This window comes from Aquimarina sp. AWH4_224 (genome assembly GCF_056160245.1).
The window spans coordinates 191684-206733 of the sequence record NZ_JBSWWU010000005.1; the positions used below are offsets into that span (position 1 = coordinate 191684).

Here is a 15050-nt window from a genome sequence, read left to right on the forward strand (position 1 = left end):
AAAAACCCCGTCATGATGACGGGGTTTTACTTTTATTTCTATTGCTCTATCTTACCAAATACTAACTCTTTTCTCTGGCTCAAGATACATTTGATCTCCTTGTTTTATATCGAAGGCATCGTAAAATGCTTGTACGTTCAGTAAAGGCTGAATCGCTCTAACACCTCCAGGAGAGTGAGGATCTGTTTTGATTTGAGTTCTTAACGCATCATCTCGAATCTTAGTTCTCCAGACTGTTGCCCAAGACATAAAGAAACGTTGTTCTGCAGTAAATCCATCTATCGGCTCAGGTTTTCCATTTTCTGCAAAATGCAACTGAAGACCATCAAATGCACCAAGAACACCACCAAGGTCACCTATATTTTCTCCTAAAGTGAATTTCCCATTGATAAATACGCTATCAAGTACCTCAATGCTATCGTATTGTTCTGCAAGTGCATTTCCTCTTTCGGTAAAAGCTTTTAAATCTTCATCTGTCCACCAGTTCTTAAGATTTCCTTCTGCATCAAAACGAGCTCCAGAATCATCAAAAGCGTGAGAAATTTCATGACCAATTACTGCTCCAATACCACCGTAGTTTACAGCTTCATCGGCAGTATAATTATAGAATGGAGGTTGAAGAATAGCAGCAGGGAACACAATTTCGTTAAATAATGGGTTGAAATATGCGTTCACCGTTTGTGGAGACATTCCCCACTCAGTTTTATCAACTGGCTCACCTATCTCTGCCATACTCTTTTTGAAATTCCAGTTGTTGACAGCAATCATATTATCAAAGTTCGAATTTCCTTCTTTGATATCTAATTTTGAGTAGTCTTCCCATTCATCTGGATATCCTATCTTAACTGTAAATTTATCCAGTTTCTCGATAGCTTTTAATTTGGTACTATCACTCATCCAGTCTAATTTCTCAATTCTTTTCTGGTAAGCTTTGATAACATTTGCTATCATTTTTTCCGCTTTAGCCTTTGCTTCTGGCGGAAATTTAGCATCTACATAAAGCTGTCCTATTGCTTCTCCAACAGAACCATTTACTCTAGCCAAAGCACGTTCATTAAGTGGTCTTTGTTTCAAAGCTCCTCTAAGGGTTTTGCTATAGAAATCCCAATTTGCTTTTTCAATTTCTGTAGATAGAGCTCCTGCCGCGCTATTAAGGGTTGACCATCTTACTACTGTTTTAAGGTCCTCAATATCAGTTCCTGTAATCACCTCTTGTAGCGCTGTCATGTACTTAGGCTGTAATACCATTACAGTGTCTAGTTGTTTGGTAACCCCAAGATCTTTTATGAATTTATTCCAATCTATTGCAGGTGTCATTTCTGTAAGCTGCGCTATGCTTCTTGGGTTATTAAAGTTTCTAGCATCACGACTTTGAACTTTATCCAACCTAGGCTCAGCCAATTTAGTCTCAATAGCTAATACCTTTTCTGCAGCTCTACGTGCATCTTCTTCAGAATCTCCTAGATATTGCAACATACGAGTGATATGATCTACATATTGTCCTCTTATTTCTTTGGACTTATCATCCTGATCCAAATAATAATCACGATCTGGTAATCCTAGTCCTCCTGTAGACACATAAGGAGCATTGATTTCACTGTTATTTAAATCAGGAAATGAAGTAAAACCAACATAAGGAGAAGAGGCTGCGGGTTCGCTTGTAAGTACATTAACAAGATCCTCTATGCTTTTAACAGCATCTATTTTAGCCAATACTGGTTTTAAAGGTTCTATACCAGCTTTATCTCTGGCAACAGTATCCATTATTGCTTCAAAAATCAAGATCGCTTTGTTCTGATCTGTTCCAGCTGCATATTTTCCGCTTTCCTTAGCTTCTTTAATGATACCCAAAACATCATCATCTGTCTTTTTACGAAGTACACCAAAACCTCCCCAACGGGTTCTATCTTCAGGGATTTCAGTGTTCTTCATCCAATTTCCGTTTACATAATTGTAGAAATCATCTTTGGGGTTTACAGTAGTGTCCATATTCTCAAGAACAATACCTGGGATTTTTTCTACTTTGGCAACTTCTTCTTCTTGCTTTGTTTCATTTTTACAACTCACAAAGGCAATTGCAAATGCTACCAAAAAATAAACATTTTTCATTTTTACACTCATTCTTTTAGTAAATTAAGATTAGTTATCTAAAATATGACGTAAGAATTGCGAATTCGTTACGTTTTTATGGCGCGTAATTTATACAAAATGCTATTCCCTCAATGCTATTGACTGAAGTTTTAACGAAAAAATAAGATTTGATTCATGAAGTTGTAGTATTCATTACCAGTATTTTAGAACAAAAAGTCCAAAAAAAATGCACATTTTTTATTTTTTTGAAATAATGCTCTTTGAAGCACTTTGACTACTAAAAATCAATCTAATAAGCCCCAACTACTAAAAAAAAGTTAAAAAAATCAAAAAAAAGTCACTACTGACAATCCTAGTAACAATGCGGTTTTCCCGTAACTACATTTAAACCATCTTTAAAAAACTCAATTTTAATCCGACCAAAAGTATGATTTTAATCCAAAATGTTGTATATTGTCGTTGATTTTGTGTTTTACAACGAAAAAAAATCATTACTTGTAAGTTTTTACTTACTAAAACAATGGTTTAACCCTAAAACAAAACTTTATGAAAACACTTTTACCCCTAATTGCCTTGTTCTTAACAAGCGTTGTATTCGCGAATACAAAAATTGACATCTCTTATAAGTTGATGTCTGTTACAGAAAATACTGTAATCGATGGTTTGGATGAAAACACTGACGAAGGCGTAATTTTCATCACGGAGAGTCTGCATATTGAAGATGGAGCACGGATTAAAATAAGAAATGCTTGTTTAATAATTCTGGGAGACCTAACCGGTAATGGAGTTATTGATGTAGACAGTTCTGCTACAGTTACCCTTGAAGGAAACGAAGAAGGAAGAATAACTTTTATCAACAGATTTTTGGCTGATAACACCTGCCAACAAACTACAGATCAAAAAACGTTCAGACATATCATAGAAGTACCGCAAGGTTTGAAATATTCTCTGTATACTTTGGATGGAAGACTTCTTGATAAAGGTCAGGTGGATGATTACATCCACTACTTAGTAGATCCTAAAACTTATTTAATCAAAGTGGAAGGATATAAGCTTAAAAAATACGTTTTCAAAGGATAACACAATCATTAAAAGTAAGGTAATACAAGTCCGTGGTAATGCGTTACCACGGATTTTTCTTGTTCTTTCCTCTCGCTCAAAAGGTCCTCAAATTGAGACAAACGATCAGGTTTCAAAAAAAAACTTATATTTAGCCCGTAATCCTCTATTGATACCCCCTGATACCTGTATTACTTTTAGAGTCATTAAAGTAAAGAACTAAACCAAAAAGTTGTACTATGCAAACCTCTTGGTTGAAAACTGAAACCACTAAATATACGTTATACGGGATATTCTTTGGATGTCTATTCCCGGTACTAGCCACTTGTCTTGATATTGCAAAATTAGGTTTAGAGTTTTCTTTGGAATCTGCAGTCTTTGTTCAAAAAAATTATCCTATTCATTATATCATTGATACAGCCCCATTTTTCCTTGGTTTGTTTGCCATGTTTGGAGGAAGGAATCTTGATAAACTAAAAGAAAAAAATAATCAAATTTTAAAAGCTTCAAAATTCAAACAGGATTTTCTAGCCAATATGAGTCATGAAATCAGGACTCCTATGGTAGGCGTTGTTGGAATGATCGACCTTCTATTCAAAAACACTGAATTGGATAATTTGCAAAAGGAATACGTAAATACCATACACCAATCTTCTTTAAATCTACTTGAAATTCTGAACCAAATTTTAGATTTATCCAAAATAGAAGAAGGCAAACTCAAGTTACTCCCAAAGGATATTGACTTGCAACAACTTATTCAACAAAACTCTGATCTTTTTCTTGCTACCTCTAGAGCAAAAGGAATTCAAATCATACAAGACTATTCTGAGAAATTACCTCAGCATATTATTGCCGATGGTAACCGATTAACCCAGATCATATCTAATCTAATAGGTAATGCTATTAAATTTACCGACGAAGGCACTATCCAAATAGTTTCCTCTTTGCACGCAAAAAAGGGAAAAGAAATCCATGTCAAGATAGAGGTCATTGACTCTGGTATTGGGATTAGCAAAAAAGATCAAGAGGCTTTATTCAACCGATTTAGCCAGTTTCATGATGAAGCTATTTTGGCTGGTGAAGGCAGCGGTCTTGGGCTTACTATTAGCAAAAAATTGGTGAGCCTTATGGATGGTAAATTGGGTGTAAAAAGTGAACTCGGAAAAGGAAGTAATTTTTGGTTCACCTTCAAGACTAAGATTTCTGACATCGATCCTGAAAAGCCTAACAAGACCTCCATAGATAACGAAGATCAAAAATACGATCTCCATGTGTTATTGGTAGAAGACTCTGAAACCAGTATTTTGGTCTCCAACCAGATATTGAAGTATTTAGGATGCACCGCAGATGTTGCTAAAAGCGGAAAAAAGGCAGTAGAAATGTTTGAAGAGGGTAAATATGACTTAATCCTAATGGACATCAATCTACCCGATTTGGATGGGGTACAAACTTGCGAACAGCTTCGAAAAAATCACAAAAAAGTTCCTCCGATCATTGCACTTACCTCCAATGCTCTTCCTGGGGATGCCGAGCGCTTTATAGCAAAAGGGTTGGATGATTATATCACCAAGCCTTTTACGACAGAAATTCTGAATATCAAGCTAAAAAACTGGTTTGGAAATCACCATAACATCCATTAATCCCAGTAATAGCATTCCTTTTAAGGTATTTTTTAACTATTTTATAAAACTTTAGGTCCTCAAAAATGCGTATCTTGGAGAGTCATCTCAATCATGATCGAGTATGTAGAACCTAAAAACTGGAGCTATGAACAAAAAAAGTATGCTTATACGTAAAAATTACCTGACCTTTTCCTTGTTTATATTTTTGATTATTGGATATTCAACAAATATACAAGCCTATCAAGTTGATCAAGCAAATTACAATGAGTACGAAGGATTGGTTGTTGACAAAAACACCAACAAACCCATTTCTTCTGCTACGATATCTTTGCAAGGCACCAACATTTCGACAATTACCAATGACGAAGGAGATTTTCTTTTAAAAGTACCTAAAGACAAAGCTGATGGTAAAATTACCGTTTCTCACTTGGGATATAATGACCAAAGTGTTCAATTATCAGCCTTTAATGGTCAATTACTAACCATCGAATTGGATCCAACCATTACCGAGTTATCTGAGGTCAATATCGATCCCAGAGATCCAGAGGCTTTGATACGGGCCGTGATGAAAAAGAAAGGCACCAATTACCTAAGTGACAACACCATAATGACTGCCTTTTATCGGGAAACTATTAAAAAAAGAAGAACCTATGTTTCTCTTTCTGAAGCTGTTGTAGATGTATACAAAAACCCTTATAAATCTGCCAGAACAGACGCGATAAAACTCTATAAAGCTAGGAAAAGTGCAGACTATAAGAAACTGGATACGCTTACCGTGAAACTACAAGGAGGACCAACCAGCACATTGTATATTGATGTTATGAAGAATCCAGAAATTCTTTTTACTGAGAATATGATTGAAACCTATGAGTTTAGTTTCGACAAATCCACCAAGATCAATGACAAATATATTTATGTCCTAAAATTCAAGCAACGACCTCACATTGTTGAACCTCTTTATCGTGGAAAATTATATATCGATGCCGAGACTCTAGCAATGACCAAAGCTGTTTTCAGTCTTAATATGGATAATAAAGAAGAAGTGCGTAGAATGTTTGTAAGAAAGAAGCCAAGAAATGCTAGAGTGCAACCTACAGAGGCTTCGTATAACATAGACTATCGAGAAAAAGATGGAAAGTGGTACTATGGTTATGGGAGAATTGATCTTGCTATCAAAATCAACTGGAAAAAGAAACTGTTTAACTCGGTTTATAAACTAAATGTTGAAATGGCCGTTACAGATTGGAAAAAGAACAACAATAACGAAACCATAAGGGTAAAAGATCGATTAAAATCATCTGTAGTGATTAATGATGAAGCTTCTGGGTTTTCCGATCCAAGATTTTGGGGAGAATACAATGTGATCGAACCCGAAAAATCAATAGAATCTGCAATCAAAAAAATTCAAAAACAACTTAGAAAACTAAACTAAAACATCTTTTTATAGAATAAAGTAAAAGAATGCACAATGTGCATTCTTTTTTTTATGTGATAATTTATAATATTCATTTACTAATGAACGTTGTAATTTTGCTACTTTTACTCTAGGGAAAACAAAGGTAATGCAACAATATTTATTTATAATTAGTCATTAGTACGAGAATACATTTTCGATTTCAGAATTTAAAGATGCCAAAAACATGGTTTATTTTATTTTTTTGGATCTCTGCGCATACCTTATTTGCTCAGAAACTACTGGACTCTGCTCATGTAAAAGAAGATCTAAAAATCTTTGAAAGAATTTTGAAAAAAGGGCATCCTAGTCTTTATGATTACGTTTCTGAAGATTCTTTACAATTTGTTTTTGAGGATACTAAAGAGCATTTGAAGGACTCGATTACAGATATTGACTTGTTCAAGAACATGTTGGGAATAACCGATAGAATTAAAGACGGACACCTCTTTCTTTTTCCTCCTAATACATTGAAGAGTGACCAATACTACTTCCCCTTAATTCTTAAAATTATAAATACCGAATTCTATACAGATACCGATGATTTTGATATTCCTGTTGGATCTAAAATCATTACCATCAACAATCAAAATATTAGCAGAATTCTAGAAGATTTTAAAAAGTACCCCGCTACAGATGGATTTAATCTTACTAAAAAATACAGAGATATCGAATTAAAATTCGGATTATACTATATCTATGAATATGGAATTACTCGAAAATTTAAAATCGAATATATAGAACCCAACGGGACTCATCAAACAAAAATGGTAGATGCCGAATCTTTTGTAAAAGTGAAACTAAGGAATACTAGGCGTCAATCGTATTTTGCCAACTATCATAGTAAGAAAAATGGGTTTGACTTTTTTGATCAACACATTGGTAGTAAAGCACCTTTTGTGTATTACAAAGATGACTTGCAATTAGCTGTATTGGTAGTCAACTCTTTCGGAAGAGAAATTCAAAAATTTAAATCTGATCTCACCTCAATATTCAAAGAGATCAACAAGAAAAAAATAAAGCATTTAGTGATCGATATCCGGCAAAATGAAGGAGGTTTTAGACCCAATGCAATTCATCTATTTTCTTTCATCACGGATAAGCCTTTCAAACAAATTACTAGTGAATATGTTACTTCGATCACTATTCCGGAGAAGAAATATGTAAGCAGAAGATTTTTGGATGAAAAACCATTTTTAACCTACAAATTCAAAAATCATCCTATTTATGATGGTTGGAAAATAGATTTTGACGATTTAGAAACCATCATGGTTCCTAGCGAAAACCGCTTTAAAGGAAAAGTATATGTAACCACAAGCGGAATTACATTTTCTAGTGCAGCTGCTTTTGCGTTAAATGCTAAAAATGACCCAGACATTACGGTAATAGGGGAAGAAATGGGAGGGGGTTACTATTCACATAACGGAGAGTTTCCGGTATATTATGAACTTCCTAATTCTAAAATTAGTTTTATGCTCTTTATGGAAAAAATCGATAATTATGTAATCGACAAAACCATCCCTAAAGGTTCTGGCACACCACCTGATAAATATGTAGGTATTACTGTGGAAGATCTTATAGAAGGTAACGATCGTATTTTGGACTATATCTGTCGTTTGGTAAGAGGATATTGAAAGGATGTTTTACCCTATATAGGTATTCACACTAGTTACCAATTCACAAGAAGAATGTAACATTTGCTTAAAGCGTAACGCTAGATGTTCATCGTCAAATTTCATAGCTTCACTAATACTGCTAGATAGTACTAATTCTCCGATTAAATATTCTACAAAATAATTTTGATCTTCGGTTAAAAGCACATATTCTGTCATATGAGATCATTTTTTCATCAGCTAAAATAAAGTATTACCGATTTGATTTTTGGTAAATGAAGAATACTTTTACACAGAAGTATTAACAATTCGTATATCCAAAAATAACTAAACTGATCATTACCTACTGTAATCTAGTTGTATCTCTATGAAAAAATATCCTTTTATATACAGATCCCTATTACTTGCTATGAGTCTAATCCTTATTTCTTGCTCAAATCAGAAACCTTTTATCTTACCCGATAATGCAGTACAAGTACTTTCTGGAGAAACTCAAAAGACCTGGAAACTTGCCTGGCGCTATAACGATGGGGTACGAATGAATATGACGGGTTGTTTCCTAACCTATCGTATTACTTACCAATCCAACAAAACCTTTGAAGATAACAACGGCAAACAAGAAAATTGCGGTCCAACTTTGAGTGGACAGTGGGAATTCATTCAAAACAAAGAAGGGATTTCGTATATCAAACAGACAAGTGAGCAGTTTCCTGAACTCCTAAAGATTGATAAAAACTACAAATACTTTAAGATTTTACAATTAGAGAAGGATACTTTAAAAATTCAATTTAGACACAAGCAATTTTCTACGACCAGCACATTTGTAGATACTTTTGTACCCGAAAACATCACTGTAAAAGACAGAGATTTTCATTGGTAATAAAAAAGGTCATAGTATATACTATGACCTAAAACTTAAAAACTAATTATGCAATTTAATATTTATTGTGGTTGATATAATGTAAAACTGCATGCCTTTCAGAAACCGGTATAACTAATGTTTGTTAGCTATAACTTGCTTCTATTTTTCGTAATAACCCTATTTCGATATATTCTGATATCTTATCGGCTTTACCAATTTTGTCTGTTTCGATAGGTATCCAACCATCGATTTTAATCATATCATTTGGATTACTGCTGAAAAACATCTCATATTCATAATTTGAGGTAGTAGTTCCTACAAAGGGTAAATTGGGGTTATTTTTTATTTTATCGACCATTCGTTTCTGCACAATTTCTATTTTGGAAGATAAATCCAATGTTTCAGTATCTCTATGAACTTCTACATCTAAAAACTCTGCGATTGATGCCATAATAACTTCTTCTAAATTCATAAGCATAAAATTTGGTTACTAATTTGTATTTGATTACTATGTTTTTTTATTGAAACCATACATTATCTAAAAAAAACATACCCTTTAAATTTTAGGGGTTAGCATTAAAAAAACACACTTTAATTAGCCATACCCCTGTTATTTATATAGCAAATTTATATATTTAAAGGTTATTTATAAAAAATACCCTAACAAATATAGGGTATCTATCAAATTATTAAATTTTGAAAAAAAATAAATACTCTAAATTATGCATTTACTAATTTGCAAATGCAGAAATTTCATTTTTTTCAAACAAATAGCTATTAAAAATAAGAGGTAGGAACAATTAGAAAAGCAAAAACTATTCTTTTTTCCGAAAACAAACAACAACACCCACCTTTAGGCATTTATCGCCAAGATCATGCTTTTAAAATATGTTTTCGGGGATTCACAAACCGAACAACAATACTCATCAGGCAAGTCATCAAATGCCACTCCTGCTTCAATTTCCTGAACCACATCTCCCACAGAAGGATCATAAATCGTATGGCAATTACCACACTGATACACCTCTATTTCTAGCACCTCTTTATTAGCATCAGAACTTGAAGACTGTTCTGAAGAAGGAACTCCCAGGTTTCGGAAATAAGTTTTTGTAAGCTCCAACAATAACCCAGGCAAATCCATTTGATCAATATCCTGAGCGTATGCGATATATTTTCTGGTATTTGGATCAAAATTTTTGGCATGCAATACATTATAGGTAGGCCTCACTACAAAGTCTGTCAAATTTTGTGGTGTTTTATTTTCTTCTATCATAATAGAAGCAAAATAATGACTTTGATTTCTATCTGCGGTAATGCCAAAAGTTAATCCATAAGTACTAATGTCATTTTGATCAAAATTCATGACCAAAAATTTCTTAAGATCAAAGGCCTTTGTGTTATCCACCGGTAAATGCCAATTTAACTCCAAAGCAGAGTGACGAACATTGATCCCAAATTGTCCCAGTAATTTTTCTAAGGTCAGCTTACTTTCTCGAGGTATTCCTTTTATTATAAAGGATTTCCAGGGAGTAAGACATATTTTACCAATCTTATGTTCCACACAGAACTCACAAAGCGCCTTTAGAAATTTAAGATCGTATTGGTTATTCCTCCAATATAAGCCTAACCAATATTGATTGATCCCCATTTTATTCATTCCTTCATAATACGGAAAAGGACTAAACTGTACTTGTAAAGGTTTCTCTATGATTCTATTATTGGTATTTACGGTACTATTAAGCTGTTGAAAAAGAGCGTCTACTTCACCCACTTCTTCATAAACACGTTCTATTTCTTTTGCAATCTTAGCGATATCCCAGGTGTAAATAAGTGCCGGATAGTATACTTCTTCCCATCCTGGAAGCTTCAAAAACAAATACCAATAATCCTCATGTTCTGAGGCTATAAAATTCAAATCCCCTGTAAATAAAGGAACCATTTGTTGTTTTGGATCAACAATATTGATCTTTAATCCTGGAGTATACCTGAATTCCTCAAGGATATACAGATAAGTAGTTCCTCTCAACCAAACTGTGGCATTCAGAACATCCATTGATACGTATGAAGAACTAATATTCTGTTGCTTCTCTGACGCAAAAAAGGAAGCATCAAAGGAAGCATGAGCACTGATTAAATTTCCTTGCTTATCTTTTAATGGGAAAATAATATCTTGTCTTGAGCCGAAATGAAACATATCCAGATCCAGCTCTTCAGCATATTCTATAATATGTTGCAACTCTACTGGTGATAATACACCTCCTTTTACATCAATTCTATTTAATAACACCTTTTCTCCCATAATTATGCATTTTGCAACATACCATTCAACACCTGTTTTACTTCAGGCTTACAGCTTCCACATCCTAACCCAGCTCCTGTTTTATTACAAAGATCTGCAAAATTAGAGCATCCAGAAGCTATAGCTTGCTCAAGATTACCTTCTCCCACCTGACTACAAGAACAAATTAATTTACCGATTACCGGCTCTCCAGAATGCGTAGAACGAAGTAATTCTTCTCTCTTTTCAGAGAGTTCTATTTTTTCTTCAATCAGACGCTTAAAATCTGCAAACTCGTTTTTATCTCCCATCAAAATGGCACCAAGCAGCCGATCATCTTTTACAATACACTTTTTGTAAAACCGCTTTCTAACATCCATAAAAACAACCTCTTCGTACTGAGGATCATTTTTTGGCATATCGATATTACCAATACTACATAAATCAAGGTCCTCAAACTTTAGAATATTCATGAACACAGAACCTTTGTAAATAGCAGCATAATCTCCCAACAAATATTTGGCTACAATATCTGCTTGTTGTTCGGCCGCGGCTGTTATACCATACAAATTACCTTCAAACTCTGCGATTTCGCCAATCGCAAAAATACTTGGATCGCTAGATTGCAAATACTGATTTACCAGGATACCACGTCTGCAATCCACACCAATCTTTTTGGCCAAATCAATATTAGGGATAGTTCCAATAGAATACACTACCGCATTACAATTAAATGACTTTCCAGATTTTAAGTTGACCTGCAAATCTCCTTTTTCGAGATTAAACACCGTATCAACTTCATTATCAAAATGAATTTGAATCCCTTTTTCTATCACATCTTCTGCCAATAACCTACTAGCCACAATGTCTAATTGACGTTCCATCAGACGGTTTCCTCGTTGCACAATGGTAATCTTGATGTCTTTTTTCCGAAGAGCAGCAGCTAATTCCAATCCCAAAAGCCCCCCTCCTACTATGGTAACATGCTGTTGATTTTCAGGTAAACCTGTCTCATCTAAATAATTCTTCAATTGATCAGCATCTCCTCTATTTCGCATTGTAAACCTACCTGGAAGATGAATCGGTACTTCTTTGGGAACAAACGCTCTACTTCCTGTAGCCATCAACACCACATCATAAGTATGTTTTTCTCCATTACCATCTACAATATATTTCTCCTCTCGATTAATTTCTTCGATAGGATTACCGGTAAGCAAGGTCACATTCAAAGACTCCATACTCCCTTCCCTCATTTTCTGAAGTTGTTCCCATTTCAATTCTTCACTCACATACTCTGGCAACAACACTCGATTATAAAAAGGATAAGGTTCTTTTGAAAACACTATGATTTCATCTTCCTTATTATGCTCTCTATAGGTTTGTATAAAGCGGTATGCAGCGGTACCAGCTCCTATCACACATATTTTTTGTCTTGGTTTGATATATTTAGAAACCTGCACAGCCGAAAATTTGAAATCAGGCTCCTTAGACATCGGATCTACAATGCTTGTGGTAAGGTTATTGGCTCTACCAAAGTCATTCCCGAGTACTTTCCCCCAATGCATTGGAAGAAAAACAACCCCTCTATTGATACTATCACTGACTTTTATTTTTACCTGCACCTTCCCTCTTTTGCTTTCTACAACAGCAACATCTCCATCTTTAAGTTCGCGCAAAAAGGCATCTACCTGATTCATTTCCAGATAAGGGTCAGGAATATGCGTAAGTAATCTATTCACCTTACCTGTTTTGGTTCTGGTATGCCACTGATCCCTTACACGACCTGTAGTTAAAATTAATGGATGCTTTTCGGTAAGCAATTCTGATGTAGGCTTTGTAAATCGAGGCACCACAAACTTAGCATTTCCAGTATCGGTATAGAATTTTTTATCCAAAAACAAACGTGATGTTCCCGGATGGTTATTTGTAGGTACCGGCCACTGAAAACTTCCTTCTCCCTTCAAACGACTATAACTCAATCCAGAAATATCAATATTGGTTCCTTTGGTTAGTGCACAATGTTCTTTATACACCTCTTCAACAGAGTTGTAATCAAATCCATGATACCCCATCTTTCGTGCAAAGTTCCAAAGAATTTCAGCATCAGCTAGTGCTTCTCCCGGTGGATCAATTACTTTATTTAAATATGTAATCCTTCGCTCACTATTAGTCATTGTACCTTCCTTTTCTGCCCAACCTGCGGCTGGTAAGAGAAGGTCCGCATATTCTGTGGTTTCTGATCGATAAGAGATATCTTGTACAATCACAAACTTTGCATTTTTTAAAGCCTTTTCTACTTTATTCGCATTAGGTAAACTCACCAATGGATTGGTACAAATTATCCAAACTGCTTTTAATTTACCACTTTCCAAAGCATCAAACATTTCGGTAGCAGTCAATCCAAGTTTAGGAGATATTTCTTTTCCTCCCCAAAAATTTGCCACCTCGGTTCTATGCGTTTCATTAGCCAAATCCTTGTGAGCCGCTAATAGATTAGCCATACCTCCTACTTCTCTCCCTCCCATTGCATTGGGCTGACCAGTAAGGGAAAAAGGACCTGAGCCCGGTTTTCCGATATGTCCGGTTAACAAGGACAGGTTAAGGAGTGCGTTGTTCTTATTCACCCCTATAGAACTTTGATTCAGTCCCATCGCCCAAAGCGTAATGAATCCTTTTGCGTTACTAATAAAAGCGACCGCTTTTTTGATATCCACTACTGAAATTCCACAGATTTTGGCAGCTTCACTTAGACTAGTGTCCTGAAGCGATGCCTTGAGCGCTTCAAAATTATCCGTATGGTTAGCAATAAAACTTTTATCAATCTTCCTTTTATCAATCAATCGTTTTGCAATAGCATTATACAACACCACATCGGTCCCAGGAAGAATCTGCAAATGAAGATCAGCAATATCACAAGATTGGGTTCTCCTAGGGTCAACAACGATAATTTTGGTATCCGGATTTTTTTCTTTGTGTGCTTCGATTCTCCTGAACAGAATAGGATGACACCATGCCGGATTTGCTCCAGCAATCATAAAACAATCCGCAAGCTCAATATCCTGATATGAAATTGGCACACTATCTTCTCCTAGTGCCTGTTTGTAACCAACCACGGCAGAACTCATACATAATCTCGAATTCGTATCTACATTGTTAGTACCTATAAAACCCTTTGCCAATTTGTTCACCAAGTAATACTCTTCGGTAAGACACTGTCCAGACACATAAAAACCAACACTATCCGGACCGTATTTATCGATCATTGTTTTGAACACGGCAGTAGCTCTATCCATTGCCTGATCCCAAGACACTTTTTGACGTTCATGTCCTTTACTCCACCTCATCTCAGGATATAAAATTCGATCACTTTTATCCTGAACCACATGATGCAAATTCATCCCTTTGGTACACAACATACCACGATTAACAGGATGATCTTTATCCCCCTCAACGGTTATTACTCCCTTAGGATCTTTTTTTGCAATGATACCGCAACCCACCCCACAATAAGAACAAGTTGTTTTGTAAGTTTTATACGCCATATAAGTCTCTTAAACTAATAGATCACCACAAAACTAAGTATTATTACTTAAAAAAATTAACTTTCAGCAAACAACCACCCTGAATTAAAATAGAATTATCAAATTGGTAAAAGTTTGATAAAATAAAATAAATACCTAAAAAAATAAGCTCCTTTATTAATTAAAAACCAAACAGTTTTCTAACTACTGATCAAACAAAACTTGAAGACTTCACACATTTATAATTTCATAACTCCATGAAAAATTCTCAAAAAACACCTCTAATTTTTTATACTTCCATAAAAATTAAAAAATACGCACAAATACTTATTTTTATGAAGACCTCAAAATCAAAATACCAGCATTAGATAATAATCAACAAAAAAGTTAAAAAATAAACAAAAAATACAATTTAAGCATATTTTAAACTAATATATACACCATAAATCGCATTTTATTAAAAATATCATATTTGCTTCAGTAGTTTTCTTTCTATACTTTTAATCAATAATTAAGTATTTATACTTATAAAATTAAAACACATAATAGTC

At 34.6% G+C, this 15050-nt stretch carries 10 protein-coding genes; 5 read left to right on the top strand and 5 right to left on the bottom strand.

Going from position 1 to position 15050, the window contains the following annotated elements; translation table 11 throughout:
- Window positions 1-51: 51 nt before the first annotated feature.
- Window positions 52-2109 carry a M13 family metallopeptidase gene (locus tag ACXAGJ_RS11820; protein WP_474840083.1) on the bottom strand — a complete coding sequence of 686 codons (2058 nt, stop codon included), beginning with the start codon at window positions 2107-2109 and terminating at the stop codon, window positions 52-54.
- Between the two features lie 528 nt (window positions 2110-2637).
- On the opposite strand from ACXAGJ_RS11820, the gene ACXAGJ_RS11825 reads away from it, so the two are divergent.
- From ACXAGJ_RS11825 to ACXAGJ_RS11840, 4 genes are all read left to right on the top strand, one after another.
- Entirely contained in the window at window positions 2638-3171 is a 534-nt protein-coding gene (locus ACXAGJ_RS11825) for a hypothetical protein (RefSeq protein ID WP_073316352.1), read from the top strand.
- Between the two features lie 218 nt (window positions 3172-3389).
- On the top strand, window positions 3390-4790 hold the full coding sequence (locus ACXAGJ_RS11830; RefSeq protein WP_474840085.1) for an ATP-binding protein: 1401 nt from the start codon (window positions 3390-3392) through the stop codon (window positions 4788-4790).
- A gap of 127 nt (window positions 4791-4917) precedes the next feature.
- A complete protein-coding gene (locus ACXAGJ_RS11835) occupies window positions 4918-6204 on the top strand; it encodes a carboxypeptidase-like regulatory domain-containing protein (protein WP_474840087.1) in 1287 nt (428 codons plus the stop codon).
- Between the two features lie 197 nt (window positions 6205-6401).
- Window positions 6402-7859, top strand: coding sequence for a S41 family peptidase (locus ACXAGJ_RS11840; protein WP_474840089.1), 1458 nt, complete (start codon window positions 6402-6404; stop codon window positions 7857-7859).
- Window positions 7860-7868: 9 nt separating this feature from the next.
- Here ACXAGJ_RS11840 and ACXAGJ_RS11845 read toward each other — a convergent pair whose 3' ends face one another.
- Window positions 7869-8057 carry a hypothetical protein gene (locus tag ACXAGJ_RS11845; RefSeq protein WP_473281000.1) on the bottom strand — a complete coding sequence of 63 codons (189 nt, stop codon included), beginning with the start codon at window positions 8055-8057 and terminating at the stop codon, window positions 7869-7871.
- A 148-nt stretch (window positions 8058-8205) separates the two neighbouring features.
- On the opposite strand from ACXAGJ_RS11845, the gene ACXAGJ_RS11850 reads away from it, so the two are divergent.
- The gene (locus ACXAGJ_RS11850; RefSeq protein WP_474840091.1) at window positions 8206-8718 is read left to right on the top strand and encodes a lipocalin family protein; all 513 of its coding nucleotides are present in this window, start codon (window positions 8206-8208) and stop codon (window positions 8716-8718) included.
- 124 nt (window positions 8719-8842) lie between these two features.
- Here the strand turns inward: ACXAGJ_RS11850 and ACXAGJ_RS11855 are convergent, their stop codons facing one another.
- The 3 genes from ACXAGJ_RS11855 to ACXAGJ_RS11865 all read right to left on the bottom strand — a co-directional run bounded on the left by ACXAGJ_RS11855 (window position 8843) and on the right by ACXAGJ_RS11865 (window position 14520).
- Window positions 8843-9172 (bottom strand): hypothetical protein, encoded by a 330-nt coding sequence (locus ACXAGJ_RS11855; RefSeq protein ID WP_073316346.1) that lies wholly within the window; start codon window positions 9170-9172, stop codon window positions 8843-8845.
- 381 nt (window positions 9173-9553) lie between these two features.
- Window positions 9554-10999 (bottom strand): rubredoxin, encoded by a 1446-nt coding sequence (locus ACXAGJ_RS11860; protein ID WP_474840093.1) that lies wholly within the window; start codon window positions 10997-10999, stop codon window positions 9554-9556.
- Between the two features lie 2 nt (window positions 11000-11001).
- Window positions 11002-14520: a molybdopterin-dependent oxidoreductase gene (locus ACXAGJ_RS11865; protein ID WP_474840095.1), complete on the bottom strand. Its 3519-nt coding sequence runs from the start codon at window positions 14518-14520 to the stop codon at window positions 11002-11004.
- Window positions 14521-15050: the final 530 nt, after the last annotated feature.

What these genes read in the sequence shown, in the direction of transcription:
- ACXAGJ_RS11855 (WP_073316346.1), bottom strand. Translation starts at nt 9,172, where the DNA reads ATGAATTTAGAAGAAGTTATTATGGCATCAATCGCAGAGTTTTTAGAT.
- ACXAGJ_RS11845 (WP_473281000.1), bottom strand. Translation starts at nt 8,057, where the DNA reads ATGACAGAATATGTGCTTTTAACCGAAGATCAAAATTATTTTGTAGAA.
- ACXAGJ_RS11840 (WP_474840089.1), top strand. Translation starts at nt 6,402, where the DNA reads ATGCCAAAAACATGGTTTATTTTATTTTTTTGGATCTCTGCGCATACC.
- ACXAGJ_RS11860 (WP_474840093.1), bottom strand. Translation starts at nt 10,999, where the DNA reads ATGGGAGAAAAGGTGTTATTAAATAGAATTGATGTAAAAGGAGGTGTA.
- ACXAGJ_RS11820 (WP_474840083.1), bottom strand. Translation starts at nt 2,109, where the DNA reads ATGAAAAATGTTTATTTTTTGGTAGCATTTGCAATTGCCTTTGTGAGT.
- ACXAGJ_RS11865 (WP_474840095.1), bottom strand. Translation starts at nt 14,520, where the DNA reads ATGGCGTATAAAACTTACAAAACAACTTGTTCTTATTGTGGGGTGGGT.
- ACXAGJ_RS11830 (WP_474840085.1), top strand. Translation starts at nt 3,390, where the DNA reads ATGCAAACCTCTTGGTTGAAAACTGAAACCACTAAATATACGTTATAC.
- ACXAGJ_RS11835 (WP_474840087.1), top strand. Translation starts at nt 4,918, where the DNA reads ATGAACAAAAAAAGTATGCTTATACGTAAAAATTACCTGACCTTTTCC.
- ACXAGJ_RS11850 (WP_474840091.1), top strand. Translation starts at nt 8,206, where the DNA reads ATGAAAAAATATCCTTTTATATACAGATCCCTATTACTTGCTATGAGT.
- ACXAGJ_RS11825 (WP_073316352.1), top strand. Translation starts at nt 2,638, where the DNA reads ATGAAAACACTTTTACCCCTAATTGCCTTGTTCTTAACAAGCGTTGTA.